Source organism: Ewingella americana (assembly GCF_006438725.1).
Lineage (GTDB): Bacteria > Pseudomonadota > Gammaproteobacteria > Enterobacterales > Enterobacteriaceae > Ewingella > Ewingella americana_A.
Genome location: NZ_RCZD01000009.1, coordinates 129,309 through 145,982, shown reverse-complemented (window position 1 = coordinate 145,982; position 16,674 = coordinate 129,309). Strand labels below are relative to the sequence as shown.

14 protein-coding genes are annotated in these 16,674 nt (G+C 54.6%); 10 read left to right on the top strand and 4 right to left on the bottom strand.

What is annotated here, in order from left to right:
* Window positions 1-39: 39 nt before the first annotated feature.
* The gene (zntB, locus tag EAH77_RS16965) at window positions 40-1,023 is read left to right on the top strand and encodes a zinc transporter ZntB (protein ID WP_140473990.1); all 984 of its coding nucleotides are present in this window, start codon (window positions 40-42) and stop codon (window positions 1,021-1,023) included.
* A 286-nt stretch (window positions 1,024-1,309) separates the two neighbouring features.
* The gene (locus EAH77_RS16960; protein WP_140473989.1) at window positions 1,310-1,993 is read left to right on the top strand and encodes a hypothetical protein; all 684 of its coding nucleotides are present in this window, start codon (window positions 1,310-1,312) and stop codon (window positions 1,991-1,993) included.
* A 74-nt stretch (window positions 1,994-2,067) separates the two neighbouring features.
* Here EAH77_RS16960 and ttcA read toward each other — a convergent pair whose 3' ends face one another.
* Window positions 2,068-2,994, bottom strand: coding sequence for a tRNA 2-thiocytidine(32) synthetase TtcA (gene ttcA / locus EAH77_RS16955; RefSeq protein WP_241673477.1), 927 nt, complete (start codon window positions 2,992-2,994; stop codon window positions 2,068-2,070).
* 231 nt (window positions 2,995-3,225) lie between these two features.
* On the opposite strand from ttcA, the gene EAH77_RS16950 reads away from it, so the two are divergent.
* Window positions 3,226-3,459 carry a YgdI/YgdR family lipoprotein gene (locus tag EAH77_RS16950; protein ID WP_140473987.1) on the top strand — a complete coding sequence of 78 codons (234 nt, stop codon included), beginning with the start codon at window positions 3,226-3,228 and terminating at the stop codon, window positions 3,457-3,459.
* Window positions 3,460-3,732: 273 nt separating this feature from the next.
* The gene (gene nudI / locus EAH77_RS16945; protein ID WP_140473986.1) at window positions 3,733-4,158 is read left to right on the top strand and encodes a nucleoside triphosphatase NudI; all 426 of its coding nucleotides are present in this window, start codon (window positions 3,733-3,735) and stop codon (window positions 4,156-4,158) included.
* Window positions 4,159-4,248: 90 nt separating this feature from the next.
* On the opposite strand, the gene EAH77_RS16940 is transcribed toward nudI, so the two are convergent.
* Window positions 4,249-6,039 (bottom strand): sodium:solute symporter family transporter, encoded by a 1,791-nt coding sequence (locus EAH77_RS16940; RefSeq protein WP_140473985.1) that lies wholly within the window; start codon window positions 6,037-6,039, stop codon window positions 4,249-4,251.
* Window positions 6,040-6,309: 270 nt separating this feature from the next.
* Between EAH77_RS16940 and EAH77_RS16935 the strand changes: the two genes are divergently transcribed.
* The 6 genes from EAH77_RS16935 to EAH77_RS16910 all read left to right on the top strand — a co-directional run bounded on the left by EAH77_RS16935 (window position 6,310) and on the right by EAH77_RS16910 (window position 13,027).
* A complete protein-coding gene (locus tag EAH77_RS16935) occupies window positions 6,310-7,644 on the top strand; it encodes an alginate lyase family protein (protein ID WP_140473984.1) in 1,335 nt (444 codons plus the stop codon).
* The gene (locus EAH77_RS16930; RefSeq protein ID WP_140473983.1) at window positions 7,641-9,758 is read left to right on the top strand and encodes a heparinase II/III domain-containing protein; all 2,118 of its coding nucleotides are present in this window, start codon (window positions 7,641-7,643) and stop codon (window positions 9,756-9,758) included. The genes EAH77_RS16935 and EAH77_RS16930 overlap by 4 nt, the downstream gene beginning before the upstream one ends.
* Before the next feature lie 59 nt (window positions 9,759-9,817).
* Window positions 9,818-10,594 (top strand): SDR family NAD(P)-dependent oxidoreductase, encoded by a 777-nt coding sequence (locus tag EAH77_RS16925; RefSeq protein ID WP_140473982.1) that lies wholly within the window; start codon window positions 9,818-9,820, stop codon window positions 10,592-10,594.
* Window positions 10,595-10,680: 86 nt separating this feature from the next.
* Complete coding sequence (locus EAH77_RS16920; RefSeq protein WP_140473981.1) at window positions 10,681-11,391, top strand: FadR/GntR family transcriptional regulator; 711 nt, start codon at window positions 10,681-10,683, stop codon at window positions 11,389-11,391.
* Between the two features lie 119 nt (window positions 11,392-11,510).
* Window positions 11,511-12,428: a LysR family transcriptional regulator gene (locus EAH77_RS16915; RefSeq protein ID WP_140473980.1), complete on the top strand. Its 918-nt coding sequence runs from the start codon at window positions 11,511-11,513 to the stop codon at window positions 12,426-12,428.
* A 113-nt stretch (window positions 12,429-12,541) separates the two neighbouring features.
* On the top strand, window positions 12,542-13,027 hold the full coding sequence (locus EAH77_RS16910) for a DUF2501 domain-containing protein (protein ID WP_140473979.1): 486 nt from the start codon (window positions 12,542-12,544) through the stop codon (window positions 13,025-13,027).
* Between the two features lie 98 nt (window positions 13,028-13,125).
* Here EAH77_RS16910 and araA read toward each other — a convergent pair whose 3' ends face one another.
* Both araA and EAH77_RS16900 read right to left on the bottom strand, forming a co-directional pair.
* Complete coding sequence (araA, locus tag EAH77_RS16905) at window positions 13,126-14,631, bottom strand: L-arabinose isomerase (RefSeq protein ID WP_140473978.1); 1,506 nt, start codon at window positions 14,629-14,631, stop codon at window positions 13,126-13,128.
* A gap of 30 nt (window positions 14,632-14,661) precedes the next feature.
* Window positions 14,662-16,341: a ribulokinase gene (locus tag EAH77_RS16900; RefSeq protein ID WP_140473977.1), complete on the bottom strand. Its 1,680-nt coding sequence runs from the start codon at window positions 16,339-16,341 to the stop codon at window positions 14,662-14,664.
* Between the last annotated feature and the right edge of the window lie 333 nt (window positions 16,342-16,674).

Sequence of the window (16,674 nt, the reverse complement as noted above, 5' to 3'; positions counted from 1 at the left end):
ACTGGCGAACAGATAACGAATAAAACAGCGAGGAATGTCGTGGAAGTTATTAAGGGTAAAGAACTTCAGGTTTCTGATGCCGTGTACGCCTACCAGTTCGACGGCAAAGGTGGCGTAAATGAAATTAATGCTCAGTGTGTTGCCAGTGATGACAAGCCGTGCTGGCTGCATCTGGACTACACGTTGCCCGCCAGCGAACAGTGGATCAACACCACGCCGGTTTTGCCCGACACCGTTCGTGAGGCGCTGGCTGGTGAAAGTGTGCGCCCGAAAGTGATCCGCATGGGCGAGGGGACGCTGATCACCCTGCGGACGATCAATCTGAATGCTGATTCACGTCCCGACCAACTGGTGACCATCCGTGTTTACCTCACTGACAAAATGATCGTCTCCACGCGACACCGTAAAGTCTTCTCGATGGATGAGCTGATTTCCGATATGCAGCATGGCACCGGGCCTACTGACACCGGCAGTTGGCTGGTCGATATGTGTGATGCGCTGACCGATCACACCAGTGATTTTATCGAAGATATGCATGACAAAATCATTGATATCGAAGATGACCTGATGGACCAGCAGGTGCCCGAGCGCGGCCAGATGGCGCTGCTGCGTAAGCAACTGATTGTATTGCGCCGGTATATGTCGCCGCAGCGGGATGTGTTTGCGCGCCTGGCCAGTGAGCGCCTGCCGTGGATGAATGACGACGAACGCCGCCGTATGCAAGAAATAGCCGATCGTCTGGGGCGCGGACTGGATGATCTGGATGCCAATATTGCCCGTACCGGCGTGCTGGCGGACGAAATTGGTTCGCTGATGGCCGATGCACTCAACCGTCGTACTTATACGATGTCGATGTTGGCGATGCTGTTCTTACCGACCACATTCCTCACTGGCCTGTTCGGGGTCAATCTTGGCGGTATTCCCGGTAACACCTCCCCTTATGGTTTCACCATTTTCTGTTTATCGCTGATGACACTGGTGGGTGGTGTGGCCTGGTGGCTGAAGAAGAGTAAGTGGTTGTAACTGTGAGAAATATGCAAAAAAAATGCAAAAAAAAAGCCGGTCAGAAGACCGGCGTCGTTCGAATTAAAGTATCTAGCGGATTAATTCTAAAAAATTGGAAATAAGACAATATGGAGCACAACGCCCATCGCTTGACGTTGCATTCACCTGCGGAATAGATACTGAACCTGTTGCGCGGGGGATATGTTGATTTCGCGCAATCTTTTTGGGATTTTGTGAGCAGGTGACGTTTTGCTGAGTCGTTCAGTGCGGTATCTGCGACTCCTTTTACCTGGCAGGGGATTTTATGTTGCCGTTTGAAAACATTCATCAGGCTTATGAAAATGTGACTAAAAAAACACTGACGCTATGGGAAGCGTCGGCGGGATGTGGCCATGTGCGCAATGAACCTTTTTATCACCCGACCAAACTGGCGTTCTCCAGTGGGAACCGCCCCGCGTTGAGCCGCGACCTGCTGTCGCTGCTTTCCGCGCTACAAGAGGTCACAAAGGATGATCCGCTGGCGGATCTCAACCCTGTTGATGGCGTGCATTTCAGTTTCTTCCCCATCAGTAATGCGCTGTATGACAACCTGGAACAGGTGCCAGAGCGTGACGAGGTGCGGGAAATTTTTACCCGCTGTTGCGCCGGTCATGTCATGCATATTAGCCAGTTGCGGCTGGTGGCGCTGCCCAATCAAATTTTGCTGGCGGGGATCCCCGATGCCCGCAGCCTGGAGGTTCGCCAGCGTCTGGCCGACGCGCTGTTGGCCTCACCGTGGCAAGATAAGGTCAGGGCACGCTATCCCTCTGGCGACATTCCGCAGTTGTTCTGGCACAGCACGCTGTTGCGTTACAGCGCCGACGTTGTGTCGCCTGCGCTGCATGCTCTGTTTCTGCGCTTTCAGAACCACAATTTCGGCGAGGTTTCGCTACCGGTCAGGCTGGTGATGTGCAACTACAACTGGCAGCAGGTGGCGTTTTTGGCCTGAAATCCGCATAAAAAAAGCCCGCTTCAAGATGAAACGGGCGAATTTTTGAGTACAGCTTTTTTTATTGCTTTGAATTATCTAATTTCTAACACGTTCAGACGCTCAATGGGTGCGCCGTTTTCATCGTCTTCCTGCTGCCAGCCAACGGGTTGCATCGGGATCTCTTCGCGGTCAAACGCCAGATCGCCGCCGTCAACCACCGCACTGCCGTGTTTAATACCTTTGAAATCAAACAGGCTGGCGTCGTTAAGATGCGATGGCACCACGTTCTGCATTGCTGTGAACATGGTTTCGATTCGGCCCGGGTATTTCTTGTCCCAGTCATTAAGCATATCGCCAATCACCTGACGTTGCAGGTTCGGCTGTGAACCGCACAGGTTACACGGAATGATCGGGTATTCGCGCGCCACCGCAAAACGTTCGATATCTTTCTCGCGGCAGTAAGCAAGAGGGCGGATCACGATGTGTTTGCCGTCGTCACTCATCAGTTTCGGTGGCATGCCTTTCAGTTTGCCGCCGTAGAACATGTTGAGGAACAGTGTCTGTAAGATGTCATCGCGATGATGACCCAGCGCGATTTTGGTACAACCCAGTTCGGTCGCGGTACGGTACAGGATGCCGCGACGCAGGCGTGAACAGAGTGAGCAGGTGGTTTTGCCTTCCGGGATCTTATCTTTGACGATCGCGTAGGTATCTTCGGTGACAATCTTATATTCCACACCCAGCTGCTCTAAATAGGCAGGCAGAATGTGCGCCGGGAACCCCGGTTGTTTCTGATCCAGATTGACGGCAATCAGTTCGAAATTCACCGGCGCGCTCTGTTGCAGATTGCGCAGAATTTCCAGCATGGTGTAGCTGTCTTTGCCGCCAGACAGGCAGACCATAATGCGGTCGCCTTCTTCAATCATACCGAAATCTGCAATGGCTTTACCTACGTCACGACGCAGGCGCTTTTGCAGTTTATCAAGGTCGTATTTCTGTTTTTGAATTGGAGTTGTCACAAAGATCTCTTTCGTATTAGGAACTGCGGCGCAGGCCGCCTGACTCTATGCGCAGTAGGGTACGGATTTTGCTCCCTTCTGTCAGGTGGATTTTGTGAAATTTCGTTTTTTTGTGTGCGCGAAAAACAGGCGAATGACTTCCGTTTGTCTGAATCTCAAATGTAAGGTCATATTCTCAACTATATTTAATGGGTGATTGTTAAATTAAAACCCCAATACAGGAGGGAATACATGAAAAGGAAACACCTTATTGCTGCTTCACTGGCCGCTGTCTCAGTGCTCTTTGTGGCTGGTTGTGCTTCGAATCAGGCGATAAAAACGACGGATGGAAAAACCATCGTTACGGACGGTAAACCTCAGGTAGATAAAGACACGGGTCTGGTTTCGTACAAAAATGCCGAGACGGGCAAAACAGAACAGATAAACCGTGATCAGGTGAAAAACATGAGCGAACTGGATAATTAATCAGCAGCGCCAGCGATGGAACTTAGAAAGTGAAAATGTTTTTTAGAGGTAAAAACCCGCTGATCAGGCGGGTTTTTTGTTGGTTTTATTCAGCGATGCGAGGAACTGCGGCGCAGGCCGCCTGACTCTATGCGCAGTAGGGGACGGATTTTGCCCCTTCTGTCAGGTGGATTTTGTGAAATTTCTCCAATCTTGACCCAACTCCCGTGCCGGAGGTCTCCAATATGCTACTTTTTGCGTTCTAAACAGACTCCATAACCAGTGAAGGTTGCTATGCGTCAGAGAACCATTGTTTGTCCGTTGATTGAACACGAAGGAACGTATCTGCTGTGTAAAATGTCGTCTAAGCGCGGGGTGTTTCCCGGACAATGGGCCTTGTCGGGCGGCGGGATGGAGCCGGGCGAAACCATTGAACAGGCGTTACTGCGGGAAGTGCGTGAAGAGTTGGGCGAGGCGCTGGAACTGACGCATATCACGCCGTGGACGTTCCGCGATGATATCCGCGTGAAGACTTTTCTCGATGGTACCAAAGAAGAGATCTACATGATTTACCTGATTTTCACCTGTCAGGCGAAGAACAAGGCGGTCACCCTGAATGACGAGTTTGAAGACTATGCGTGGGTGCGCAAAGAAGATTTGCCGAAGTACGATTTAAACGAGGCCACGCGCATTACGCTAAAACAGCGTGGATTGCTTTAAGTCGATAACTGTTTTAAATCGATAACTGCTTTAAGCCGATCAATGCAGGGCACCCCGAGGGAATGCCCTGCATTTTTTGACTCTTTTCCCTTAGCGGTGAGCGGTCACTGCCGCTGCTTTTTCCGCCGTTGCCGCCTTCATGCCTTTCTCAGCACTGCGGTGTAATACCCAGCCAAAGATCAGAATGGAGAGGGCGCAGAGCAGGAACAGACCCCGTCCCCACAGCGGGTTAGGCACCAGCACCATCAGGAGTAATCCGGCCCCCATATACATCGATATTTTACCGATTTTGTCGCGTTGCAGACGGTCGAACTCGTCCTGTTCGTCGTCGGCGTAGACCGGCCTTTCCATATCAACGAAGAATTTATTGCGGATGGCCGTGCGTTCGGTGGCCTGCTCTTTATAAAAGAGCGTGGTCAGGCAGAAGAAGCCGCCGGTGAAGACCATATGCGAGAAGATATTCCACATGATGGCGATGTCGAGCATTTCGCGGGCGGTAAAGTTCATGCCCAGCAGCTTGACGACGTCCGGTGCGGTAAACACGTTGGCGACCACATAAGAGACCATCAGCCCGAACAGTACCGTGGCCCAACCGGCCCAGTCCGGCGTTTTGCGGATAAACACCCCGAGGAACAGCGGTACCACGATCGGTGCCTGCATCAGCGTGCCGACTTTCATCATCAGGTCAAACAGGCTGACGGTCTGCATAGTGTGCATGTACTGCGCGACAAAAATCACCAGCACGCCGTTGACCACGCAGACGACCTGACCGACGCGGAGCTGATATTTATCGCTGCGTTCTTTGTTGCGGTTAACGATAGGCGTCCAGAAACTGCGCACGAATATCCCCGAATTGCGGTTCAGTGCGCAGTCCATTGACGACATGGTGGCGGCAAACAGACCGGCCATCAGCAGCCCGACGGTGCCGAGCGGCATCGCGCGTTCGGCGAAAATCAGATACACCGCATCGGTGGCGTTCTTACCCAGTTCCGGGTGCGCCGTGGCAGCATCAGGGTAGAGAATTGCCACGGCCCACGGTGGAATAAACCAAATCAGGGTGCCCACAAACATCAGTACCAGCGCAAACAGCGCCGCTTTTTTGGCGTTGAAACTGTCTTTGGCATTCAGAAAACGGTAGGAGTCCTGCAGGTTATTAATGCTCTGCACGTTCTTAATAAAGAAGAACAGGAAGCAGGCCACCAGCAGGGAAATGTAATGCGGCCCGACATCCGGCCCGGTAATAAAACCAGAGGGGAACTCAGTCACCAGATTCACCGGCCCGCCGACTTTCACCAGCGCTACCACCGCACAGGCGATGGAGATGATCGCGACCACCAGCGTCTGCACAAAATCACTGGCGACCACGCCCCAGGCGCCGCTCAGCAGTGAAATCACCAGCACCACCAGCCCGGTCACCCACAGCGTCAGCGTCACATCATGTTTGAAGACGGCGCTGGCAAACACCGCCAGACTGTTAAGCCACACCCCGGCGCTGAGAATGCTCAGCGGGATGATCATCCAGGTAAAAAACTGTTCGTTGCCTTTACCAAAGCGGTGATTAATGGCTTCGGTGGCGGTGTCGACACGCAGTTGGCGAAAGCGGGTGGCGAACCACCACCAGGCCACCAGATAACCAAACACGTTACCCGCGAACACGCTGACTACGTTGAAACCGTAGCGGTAGGCTTGCCCGGCGGCACCGGTAAAAGTCCAGGCGCTAAACTGGATCATGAAGGCTGTCGCACCCACCATCCACCACAGCATTCGCCCGCCACCGCGAAAATAGTGGCTGGAGGAGCCGGAGGCCATCTTCTTAAATGCGTAACTGATCGCAATCATTAACACGAAGTAACCGATCATCACTAGAACGTTAATATCCATCGTCGTTACTCTCTCAGTGTAGGGTGAGGTTTTTATGGTTATCTTTTGGTCAGGCTTAATGAGCAATAGTAGGAGAGAGATTTGAAATTAATAGTCCGACAAATAAGAAAGGCTATATTTGTTGCCAGAATGTGACAAGTATCACTTCATGGGCATTAATGCAGGATTGAAACGTGCAAAAGTCACTTTTAAAGTGGCTAACTCAAACAGCTTCTGCTTTATTTGTATTACTAAAGGCGAAGTGGCCGGGATCGCTTAAGAGGAAAATGCATGAAAGTCTCTGATTTAACGATAGGGTTCAGCGCCGTCGTCGGGCTGTTGTTCAGTGCTTCACTGATGGCGGCAGAACCGGCATTTTTGCATACCGCACAACTGACGGTGATTAAACAGCAACTGGCAGACCAGCAGGCCGCGCCGCAAACCACGGCGGCTTATCAGCAGTTACTTAAAACGGCCGACAACGCCCTCGGCAAACCTAATCTCAGTGTGACGGATAAAGGCATGACGCCGCCCAGCGGTTCAAAGCATGACTACCTGAGCCTCAGCGCCTACTGGTGGCCGGACGACAGCAAACCCGACGGTCTGCCGTGGATCCGCAAAGACGGCAAGGTGAATCCGGCCAGTAAAAATGATCAGAGCGATGGCGTGCGGCTGGCCGACTTTACGGCGCGGGTGCAGAACCTGACGCTGGCCTGGTATTTTTCCGGTGAACAGAAATATGCCGACAAGGCCGCCAGCCTGATGCGGGCCTGGTTTATCGACCCGCAGACCCGTATGAATCCGAACCTTAACTTTGCGCAGGGCGTACCGGGTATTGCGGCTGGGCGCAACGCCGGTGTGCTCGACGGACGTTACTTCTCGACCCGCATTGTGGACTCGGTGGTGCTGCTGCACGGTAACCCGGCGTGGAAAGCGGCAGACGAACAGGCGCTGCGCGAATGGATGACTGAATATCTGACCTGGTTACAGGGCAATAAAATTGCCAAAAAAGAGAGCCGCACTGAGAACAATCACGGTAACTGGTATGTCACACAGGTGGCGGGCATTGCCTGGTATCTGGACCAGCCACAGGTGATTAAGCAGATGGTCACCTTGATGAAAAGCAAACTCGACGTACAGCTCATGCCCGACGGCACCCAGCCCGCAGAACTGGCGCGCACGCGCTCCTTCCATTACAGCTATTTTGACCTGCAGGCCATCAGCCTGATGGCGATACTGGCGCAGAAAAACGGTATTGACCTGTGGAATTACCAGACACCGCAGGGCGGAAGTGTCATCAAATCACTGAATTTTATGGCGAAATATACTGACGACGGCCAGCCGTGGCCGTATAAAACCATTGACCGCATCAGCGTACGGCCGGTGCCGTTGCTCTCCTGGGCGGATAACGCCACCGGATCTTCCCGCTACCAGCAGCAGATCCGCAGCGCCACGTTCAGCCTGCCACCCGCCGGTAAAAAACTCAGCGGTGGCTATCATGCTGACGTGACACGCGGCGCAGTCATGGAGGCTGAGCGCGAAACCTGGCTGCTCTCGCTGCCGTCCTGGGCCAAAGGCTACGTTGCGCCACAACCGGCGCTGAAAACCGGAGACACCTCATCATGACCGACTGGCAGCCGCTGTTTATCTCACCCGACGAAGCGCAGCAGTTACGCGCCCAGATCGACGCCGACTCGCTGATGGGCCGTGTCCTGCGTCAGCAGATCGCCGCCCTCGACGCTTATATGGCCCAACCGGTTGAGATCCCCGGGCAAGGCGAAGCGGGCGGGACGGAACATGCGCGCCACAAGCAGAATTATCTTTACATCAATCTGGCCGGGCGGCTGTTTATGATTTGCGCCCGCCCGGCCTACCGGGATTTCGCCCTGACCCTGCTTAACGGCTATGCGGCGATTTACCCCTGGCTTGGCAGCAATGTCAGCAAAGACAGCAATGCGCCAGGGCGGCTGTTTCACCAGACGCTTAATGAAAATATGTGGCTGTTGTACGCAGTCGAAGGATATCACTGCATTAAGCCGACGCTGACCGCTTCCGAGCGCAGCGTCATTGAAAGCCAGCTGTTTCGCGTGATGGTTGATGACGCCCTGACGCGGCACACCAAAGATTTCGACATCGTGCATAACCACGGCGTCTGGTCGGTCGCCGCAGCGGCGGTATGCGGATATGTGCTTGGCGACCAAAAGCTGGTGGACCATGCCCTGTACGGACTGAAAGGCGACAGTGAAAGCGGCGGATTCTTCGCCCAGCTTTCCCAGCTGTTTTCCCCTGATGGCTATTACATCGAAGGCCCCTATTACCAGCGTTTCGCCTTGCGCCCGCTGCTGTTGCTGGCCGAAGCCATTCACCGCCGCCAGCCTGAATTACAGATTTATCAGTTTCGCGGGCAAATCATCCGTAAAACCTGCGAAGCGCTGATGCAGACGGCGTTCCCGGACGGCACGCTGCCGGCGCTTAATGACGCTTCGAAAAGCATCAACATTCATGATGATGGCGCGGTGGTGGCGAGCAGTGTCTGTTTCCATCGCTATGGTCATCAGCCGCAGTGGATCGCCACCGCCTGGCAGCAAAGCAATTTATGGGTCAGCGCGGCCGGTCTGGCGTTGTCGGTTGCCATGCAATACCAGCCTGCGCAGCAACACAACTGGGGCAGTTTGACCTTGTCGGATGGGCCAGAGGGTGAGCAGGGCGAACTGGCTGTCTTACGACATGAAGATGCACGCGGTGATCTCTCTATGGCGCTGATGTGGTACGGCCAGCACGGCAGTATTCCCAGACTGCATTCGGCGCTGAACCACGGTCATTTCGACGGTTTGCACCTGAGCCTGTTTAACAACGGCCGCGAATCACTGCGGGATTACGGCTTTGGCCGCTGGGTAAATGTCGAACCCAAATTCGGCGGCCGTTACATCCCTGAAAACAACAGCTACTGCAAACAGACCGTCGCTCACAATACGGTAGTGGTGGACGAGCAGAGCCAGAACCTCGGCCAGAGCAGTGAAGCGGAAAAACGCTGGGGCGAAAGGCACTTCTTCGTCACCGACAACGCTACGGGACAGGGCATGAGTGCCCGCCTGACGGATTATTACCCCGGCGTGGCTATGCAGCGCACCGTGCTGATGCTGGACCTGCCCGAATTCGAACAACCGTTGCTGGTGGACGTGTTCCGCGTCACCAGTGAGCTAACCCATCAATATGATTATTGCCTGCATCATCTGGGGCAGATGGTGCGCAGCGATGCCGGCCTTCGCGTGGCCGACACCCTGAAACCGCTCGGCACCGGTCACGGTTACCAGCACCTGTGGGACTGCGCGCGGGCTGATGTGCCTGCCGGTGAGTCAGCGCTGTTCAGCTGGCTCGATGGTCACAGCTATACCACGCTGGTCAGCGCCATGCCCGCGGGCGGCGAGCTGATTGTCGCCCGCAGCGGTGCCAGCGACCCGCATTTCAACCTGCGTAATGAACCGGCTTTACTGCTGCGTCAGCACGGCGCGGATGCGCTGTTTGCCAGCGTGATTGAAAGCCACGGATTCTTTGATGAAGCCACCGAAACTTCCCGCGATGCGCGGGGAAAAGTGGCCCGTGTCGAGGTGCTGTCTGACAGCGCAGCAATAACCGAACTGCGTATTCACTGTACGGATTCACGCATTTTACGGGTGGTGATTAATAACCTCGACGCGCCAGAGGCGGGCACCGAGTTCAGCGCCACGTGGCATGCATAAGTACGACCCGTTTTTAGAAACAACGACCCTACATTTTCCATCCCGTTAAAGGAGTTCTTATGTTCAGCGATTTGAAAAACCAACGCGTGTTAATTACCGGTTCCACCAAAGGTATCGGTCTGGCGACGGCGCAGGCTTTCGCCCGTGCGGGTGCTAAAGTCGGTCTTAACGGCCATCGCAGTGATGCCAGCCTGCAGGCTCTGGCCAAAGAGGTGGCCGCGCTCGGCGGTGAAGTGGAATATTTTGCTGCCGACCTGACAAAAACCGATCAGTGCGAGAAGCTGGTGGCTGCCTTTGTTGAACGTTTCGGTGGTATCGACGTGTTGATCAATAACGCAGGCGGTCTCGGTGGACGTAAAGGTCTGGAGAGCATTGACGATGAGTTTTATCAGCACGTCATGGATCTCAATGCCCGTTCGGCGCTGATGGTCACCAAATACGCCATTCCCCATCTGCGCAGCGCCGCCAAACAGAGCGGTAAAACCACCTCGGTGATCAGCACCGGGTCGATTGCCGGTCGTGAAGGCGGTGGTCCCGGTGCGGCGATCTATGCGGCGTCAAAAGCCTGGGTGCACAACATTCACCGCAACTGGGTGAAGGAGTTCACCAAAGACAATATTCGCTTCAATGTGGTGTCACCGGGCACCATCGATACCCAGTTCCATGCTGATAAAACGGCCGACGTACGTGAAAAAATCTCCGGCGGCATTGCGATGGGGCGCTTCGGCACCAGCGAAGAACTGGCACCAAGCTTTCTGTTTTTTGCCTCGCACGCCTGCAGCGGTTACATCACCGGGCAGATTCTGGATGTGAACGGCGGCCAGATGGCGCCGTAAAGCGTAAACGGGACGCCGCGCTGTGCAGCGTCCCATGTCATCAACTATCATGACGGCAGTTAAGCGCAGAAATTAAGGGATGATGGATGAGTATGCAGTTCGAGAACGCGGCGGGCATGACCCGGGGCCTGAATACCCACATTGCGCGGGATATTGCCCGTAAAATCCTCTCCGGTGAGTTACCGCCGGGCGTGATTTTGCCTAATGAAATGGATTTGGGTGAACAGTTTGGCGTCAGCCGGACGGCACTGCGTGAAGCACTGAAATTGCTGTCGTCTAAAGGGCTGCTGGAGTCGCGGCCAAAAGTGGGTACCCGCGTGCGGGCACGTCCGCTGTGGAACATGCTTGACCCACAACTGCTGGAGTGGATGCAGGGCATGGAAGCCACTGAGGAGGTCTACCATCAGTTTCTGGAGTTCCGCCGGGCGATTGAACCGCACGCCACCGCGCTGGCAGCGGTAAATGCCAGCAAAGAGCAGCGCATCGAACTGTCGCGGATTTACCGGCAGATGTGTCTGGTCGCGGACCAGTTTGATCAGGCGCAATGGGTGGAGATTGATACCCAGTTTCACCGTGCGATTTTTATCGCGTCGGGCAACTGTTTTTATGTGCCGTTTGGCAATGTGCTGACCACGATTTTCAAGTGGTTTATCTCTTATTCGTCCAAAGAGGGCGGCATGTGCCTCAACGAACATAAATGCATCTACGAAGCGATCATGGCCGGGGATGAAACCGCCGCCTATGACGCCTCGTTAAGCCTGATGAACGGGCATAAGCATCGCTTGCATAAGGCATAAAAAACGTATTCCCCCTGGCTCAGTGCGCTGAGCCTCGCCCTCGGGTTACTCACGACTTTCCCCCTGACCGACGTTATACTCCCTACTATTATTCCTATTTCAGGTTTCCCCCGCGCACCATGGACATCAAGCAACTGATCTACCTTTGTAACCTTGAACGCGAACGGCATTTTGGCCGGGCGGCAGAGGCCAGTTTTGTCAGCCAGCCTACGCTATCAATGCGACTGAAAAATCTGGAAAAAGAGCTGGATCTTAACCTGATAAACCGTGGCAATAATTTCGAAGGCTTCACTGCCGAAGGGCTGCGAGTACTGAGCTGGGCACGGGAGATCGTGGCGGTTTATGAAGGCCTGAAGCTGGAAGTGGAATCGCTGAAGCAGGGGCTGAGCGGTACGTTGCGCATCGGCGTTATGCCGCAGTGCAGCATCTCGCTGGCGCGGCTGATCAAGGCGGTAAGCGATGAACATCCTGGACTGGATTACCGGGTATCAGAAGTTAGCGCCGACCAGCTTATTGAAGCGCTAAGCAGCCACGCGGTTGACATTGGTATCGGTTTTTTCGAATTCTCCACCCTCAATGAGCTGCGTTTTCAGTTGGTACCGATTGATGATGGCGGCGTTGACGTGGTTTATCATCCGAAGCATTTTCCGCAACTGGTGGGCACTACGCTGCTCAGCGCCAAACAGGCGGCCGCACTGCCGCTGTGCCTGTCGGAGCCCAGTCGCTATTTCCGTCGTTATCTGGACAGCCATTTTCGCCAGAGCGGATTGGAGCTGCGCCCGACACTGGTAAGCACCTCGATTTTCCAGTTGATGCAAGGTGTATTTGTTGGCGTGGGCTGTGCGCTGGTGCCACGTGGCCATCTGATTGATGAGATGCACCCGGCGCTGCAGCGTTGCCCGCTGGATATTCCGCCAATGAGCCGCCACGCCGCGATGGTGGTTGCCGAGGCCGGGCGCGCCACGTCGCTGGCGCAGCACTTTTTCAATGCCGCCGCGCTATGGATTGCCCGCCAACCCCCACTTAACATCAAATAAAAAGCGATTTGTACTATTCAGCGACGTTTTCCTATTGATGAAATTAATGATAGGGACCAAGCTTTGCCGGTATCGTTTTTACGGGTTCATCAGTGAAATTAACGGAGCTAGACATGAAAGCATTAAAGACAGCAGTACTGACTATCGCGGCAAGTTGCGCGTTACTGGCAGGTGGCGCACAGGCAAGTAACCTGTTGAGTTCACTGCAGGATGCAGCCAATCAGGGGCTGAATAATGCCAGCAATAGCAACAATTCTACCGCGTCACTGACCTCACTGCTCAGTGGCGGCGACAGCGCGTTGACGTCGAAAAGTGCCACCAATGCGGCCGGGGTGTTGCAGTATTGCGTGAAAAACAATGTCCTTTCACAGGCCAGTACTGAAGGTGTGAAAGACAAATTGCTCAGCAAACTTGGTATTCAGAGCGCATCGGGCGCACAGAGCCAGGATTATCAGAACGGTTTAGGTGGATTGCTGCAAACCGGTAAAAACCAAACCATCGACCTGAATAACCTCGGCAGTGGTTTGACCCAGGTGAAAGAGAAAGTGAAGCAAAAAGCCTGTGATGTCGTGCTTAAGCAGGCGAAATCCTTTATTTGATGGTTGGGCTTGCTGCCCAAACCTGCTTTTTAAATTCAAATTCAAAGTCAAGATCGTGGGCGGATACCCACGATCTTGACGTTAACTTCAAAGCCGCATTATTTTGCGCAAAGTTTAAAATAAACCTCATTCCAGCGAATTTGATTTTTGAAATCCGCCAGGGTGGTGTCGTTATCAATCACCAGCAACTCCATATTATGGAATTCCGCATACAAGCGCAGATGGTCGATATCCAGCGCTTGTGAGAACACGGTGTGGTGCGCGCCGCCGCCGAGGATCCAGGCTTCGGCCGCTGTCGCAAGCGTTGGCTGGGCTTTCCAGATGGCGCGGGCCACCGGCAGTTTCGGCAGTTCATGCGGCTGTTCGACGGTATCGACCAGATTGACCAGCAGACGGAAGCGGTCTCCCATGTCGATCACGCTGGCATTCACGGCCGGACCGGCCGGGGTAGAGAAGATCAAACGTGCCGGATCCGCCTTGCCGCCTATGCCGAGGTATTGCGCATCGAGCAGCGGTTTTGGCTCTTTGGCGATGCTCGGGCAGACTTCCAGCATGTGCGAACCCACCACCAGATCGTTGCCGGTTTTGAAGTTGTAGGTGTAATCCTCCATAAAAGAGGTACCCCCTTTCAGGCCACCGGCCATCACTTTCATAATGCGCAGCAGGGCGGCGGTTTTCCAGTCGCCTTCGCCACCGAATCCGTAGCCTTTTTGCATCAGGCGCTGCACCGCCAGCCCCGGCAGTTGCTTCATGCCGTGCAGATCTTCGAAGTTAGTCGTGAAGGCGTGGAAGTCACCTTGTTCGAGGAAGCGGGTCATGCCCAGTTCGATTTTTGCCGCATCCAGCAGGTTTTCACGGCGTTCGCCATGCAGTTTAACCGTGTCTGTCAGGCGGTAAGTGGCTTCGTACTCTTCAACCAGCGTATCAATATCGCTTTTGCTGACTTCATTGATCACGGCCACCAAATCGCCGATACCAAAGGCGCTGACGGTATAACCAAACTGAATCTGTGCCGCAACTTTATCGCCTTCGGTCACCGCAACCTGACGCATGTTGTCACCAAAGCGCGCTACTTTCAGATTTTGGCTTTCATTTTTCGCCGCGGCAACGCGCATCCACTGGCCAATACGGCGATGGGATTCGCCATCCTGCCAGTGACCGGCAACGACGCTGTGCTGTTGACGCATACGTGCGCCGATGAAACCGAACTCACGGCCACCGTGCGCGGTCTGGTTGAGGTTCATAAAGTCCATATCCATGGTGTCCCACGGCACTTCGGCGTTGAACTGGGTATGGAACTGCAACAGCGGTTTATGCAGGATGGTCAGACCGGCAATCCACATTTTTGCCGGGGAGAAAGTGTGCAGCCAGGTGATCAGGCCAACGCAAGACTGGCTGTAGTTGGCTTCACGACACAACGCCGTGATTTCGTCCGGCGTGGTGACCAGCGGTTTCAGTACCAGCTTGATGGGCAGACCGGCTTCACTGTTCAGGCCATTGACCACCTTTTCGGCATTCTCTTTCACCTGACGCAATGTTTCCGGGCCATAAAGGTGCTGACTGCCAATTGCAAACCAGACTTCTAGATGTTTAAACGCGTCCATTTGTTACTCCTGCAAAATAAGAGGGTGAATTCAGTGAGTCGTTTTTGCTGCAAACAGGGGTTCAGTGCTGCTGCACCACTGTTGATAACGTTCATAGAGTTTCTGGTATTGCGCTACGCGCTGCGGGTCGGGCAGCAGGGTGCGTTCTATGCTGCACGCCATGTTTTTCTGCGCAGCGGGCACATCGGTAAATTCACCGGCGGCGACGGCGGCAAAAATGGCAGCACCCAGCGCACAGCACTGATCTGAGGCGACGATTTGCAGCGGACGGTTCATGGCATCGGCGCAAACCTGCATGATCACCGGAGATTTACGTGCAATACCGCCGAGGGTCAGGACGTTCTCCACCGGAATGTTCTGCTGCTCGAAGCACTCCATGATGGCTCGCGCACCGAAGGCGGTGGCGGCGATAAACCCGCCAAACAGTTCGGGTGCCTGTGTGCCGAGGTTAATGTCAGTGATCACGCCTTTCAGACGCTGGTTGGCGAAAGGTGTCCGGCGGCCATTGAACCAGTCGAGCACCAATGGCAGGTTATCCAGTGAAGGATTGGCCGCCCATGCGGCAGTGAGGTCCGGCAGCAGATTTTTTTGCACCGCAGAAAGCACCGGTTTGAGTTCAGGGTGGGCATGCATTGCCTGCACCAGCGGCCAACTCAGCAGGCGGCTGAACCAGGCGTACATGTCGCCAAACGCCGACTGTCCCGCTTCCATCCCGATCATCCCCGGTACAACGCTCCCTTCCACCTGGCCGCAAATCCCGCCGATGGCGCGATCGTTCACGCGATCCTTATCAGCAATCAGAATGTCGCAGGTGGAGGTGCCGATCACTTTGACCAGTGTGTAAGGCTGCGCACCGGCACCGACGGCACCCATATGGCAGTCGAACGCGCCGCCTGACAGTACGACGCTTTGTGGCAGACCCAGACGCTGCGCCCATTCGGCGGTAAGCGTGCCGACCGGTTTCTCGGCGGTGGCCGTGTCGGTGAACAGCGGATAAGGCAAGTCCTCGACCAACATAGGGTCCAGCGCGGTGAAGAAGTCGCGTGGAGGCAGGCCGCCCCAGGACGGATGCCACAACATTTTATGTCCGGCGCTGCAACGTCCGCGGACCATGTCAGCCGGAGCGGTTGTACCGGAAAGCAGGGCGGGCACCCAGTCGCACAGCTCAACCCAGGACGCGGCGGCTTCACGCACGGCGGCATCTTCGCGGGAGACGTGCAGAATTTTGGCCCAGAACCATTCAGAAGAGTAAACGCCGCCGATATAACGGGAGTAGTCAGGGAAATCGCCGCTGCGGCACAGGCGGTTGATCTCTTCGGCTTCTTCTATCGCGGTGTGATCTTTCCACAGCACGAACATGGCGTTCGGGTTGTTTTCGAACTCAGGACGCAGTGCCAGCACCTGGCCTTGCTCATCGACCGGAGCGGGTGTTGAGCCGGTGGAGTCCACACCGATACCCATAATTTTTGCGCTGCGATCGCTGCCAAGGCGCTGGACCAGATTCACAATCGCCTGTTCCATCGCTTCTATATAGTCACGCGGATGATGGCGGAACTGGTTTTGTGCAGCGTTGCAGAACAGACCTTCCTGCCAACGCGGGTAGTAGACTACGTCGGTGTCGATCTCCGCGCCGCTCTGACAGTCCACGGCCAGCACCCTTACGGAGTCGCTGCCAAAATCCAGACCAAGAGCAATTGCACCTTGCGTCATTCTTCTCACTCCCAAAATATGGATGAATATGTCTGCTGATCATCCTGTGCGCGAGTGAGGGAAGTGCGTGAGGAGGCGTTAGCTACAAGTATGCACAATCCTGCTCCCCATGATGTTTATGTGAGGTTAGTCAAAAGTTAATGCTTGGCTAAAATCGCTATATCTATGCACGATCCTGCTGTAATCCCCAAGTGTGATAGCGCTCTACCTTCCGGCGTTAATTTCCCGTTAAAACTGTCACGGTCCTATTTGGCTAAACAGCAAACCTGCTACCAGAATTGCCGGTACACGGCACCTCAAAGCAGATTGGTTTTTTGGCTACACCCTACTGAT

What these genes read in the sequence shown, in the direction of transcription:
- EAH77_RS16960 (WP_140473989.1), top strand. Translation starts at nt 1,310, where the DNA reads ATGTTGCCGTTTGAAAACATTCATCAGGCTTATGAAAATGTGACTAAA.
- EAH77_RS16950 (WP_140473987.1), top strand. Translation starts at nt 3,226, where the DNA reads ATGAAAAGGAAACACCTTATTGCTGCTTCACTGGCCGCTGTCTCAGTG.
- nudI (WP_140473986.1), top strand. Translation starts at nt 3,733, where the DNA reads ATGCGTCAGAGAACCATTGTTTGTCCGTTGATTGAACACGAAGGAACG.
- EAH77_RS16940 (WP_140473985.1), bottom strand. Translation starts at nt 6,039, where the DNA reads ATGGATATTAACGTTCTAGTGATGATCGGTTACTTCGTGTTAATGATT.
- EAH77_RS16935 (WP_140473984.1), top strand. Translation starts at nt 6,310, where the DNA reads ATGAAAGTCTCTGATTTAACGATAGGGTTCAGCGCCGTCGTCGGGCTG.
- EAH77_RS16930 (WP_140473983.1), top strand. Translation starts at nt 7,641, where the DNA reads ATGACCGACTGGCAGCCGCTGTTTATCTCACCCGACGAAGCGCAGCAG.
- EAH77_RS16925 (WP_140473982.1), top strand. Translation starts at nt 9,818, where the DNA reads ATGTTCAGCGATTTGAAAAACCAACGCGTGTTAATTACCGGTTCCACC.
- EAH77_RS16920 (WP_140473981.1), top strand. Translation starts at nt 10,681, where the DNA reads ATGAGTATGCAGTTCGAGAACGCGGCGGGCATGACCCGGGGCCTGAAT.
- EAH77_RS16915 (WP_140473980.1), top strand. Translation starts at nt 11,511, where the DNA reads ATGGACATCAAGCAACTGATCTACCTTTGTAACCTTGAACGCGAACGG.
- EAH77_RS16910 (WP_140473979.1), top strand. Translation starts at nt 12,542, where the DNA reads ATGAAAGCATTAAAGACAGCAGTACTGACTATCGCGGCAAGTTGCGCG.
- araA (WP_140473978.1), bottom strand. Translation starts at nt 14,631, where the DNA reads ATGGACGCGTTTAAACATCTAGAAGTCTGGTTTGCAATTGGCAGTCAG.
- EAH77_RS16900 (WP_140473977.1), bottom strand. Translation starts at nt 16,341, where the DNA reads ATGACGCAAGGTGCAATTGCTCTTGGTCTGGATTTTGGCAGCGACTCC.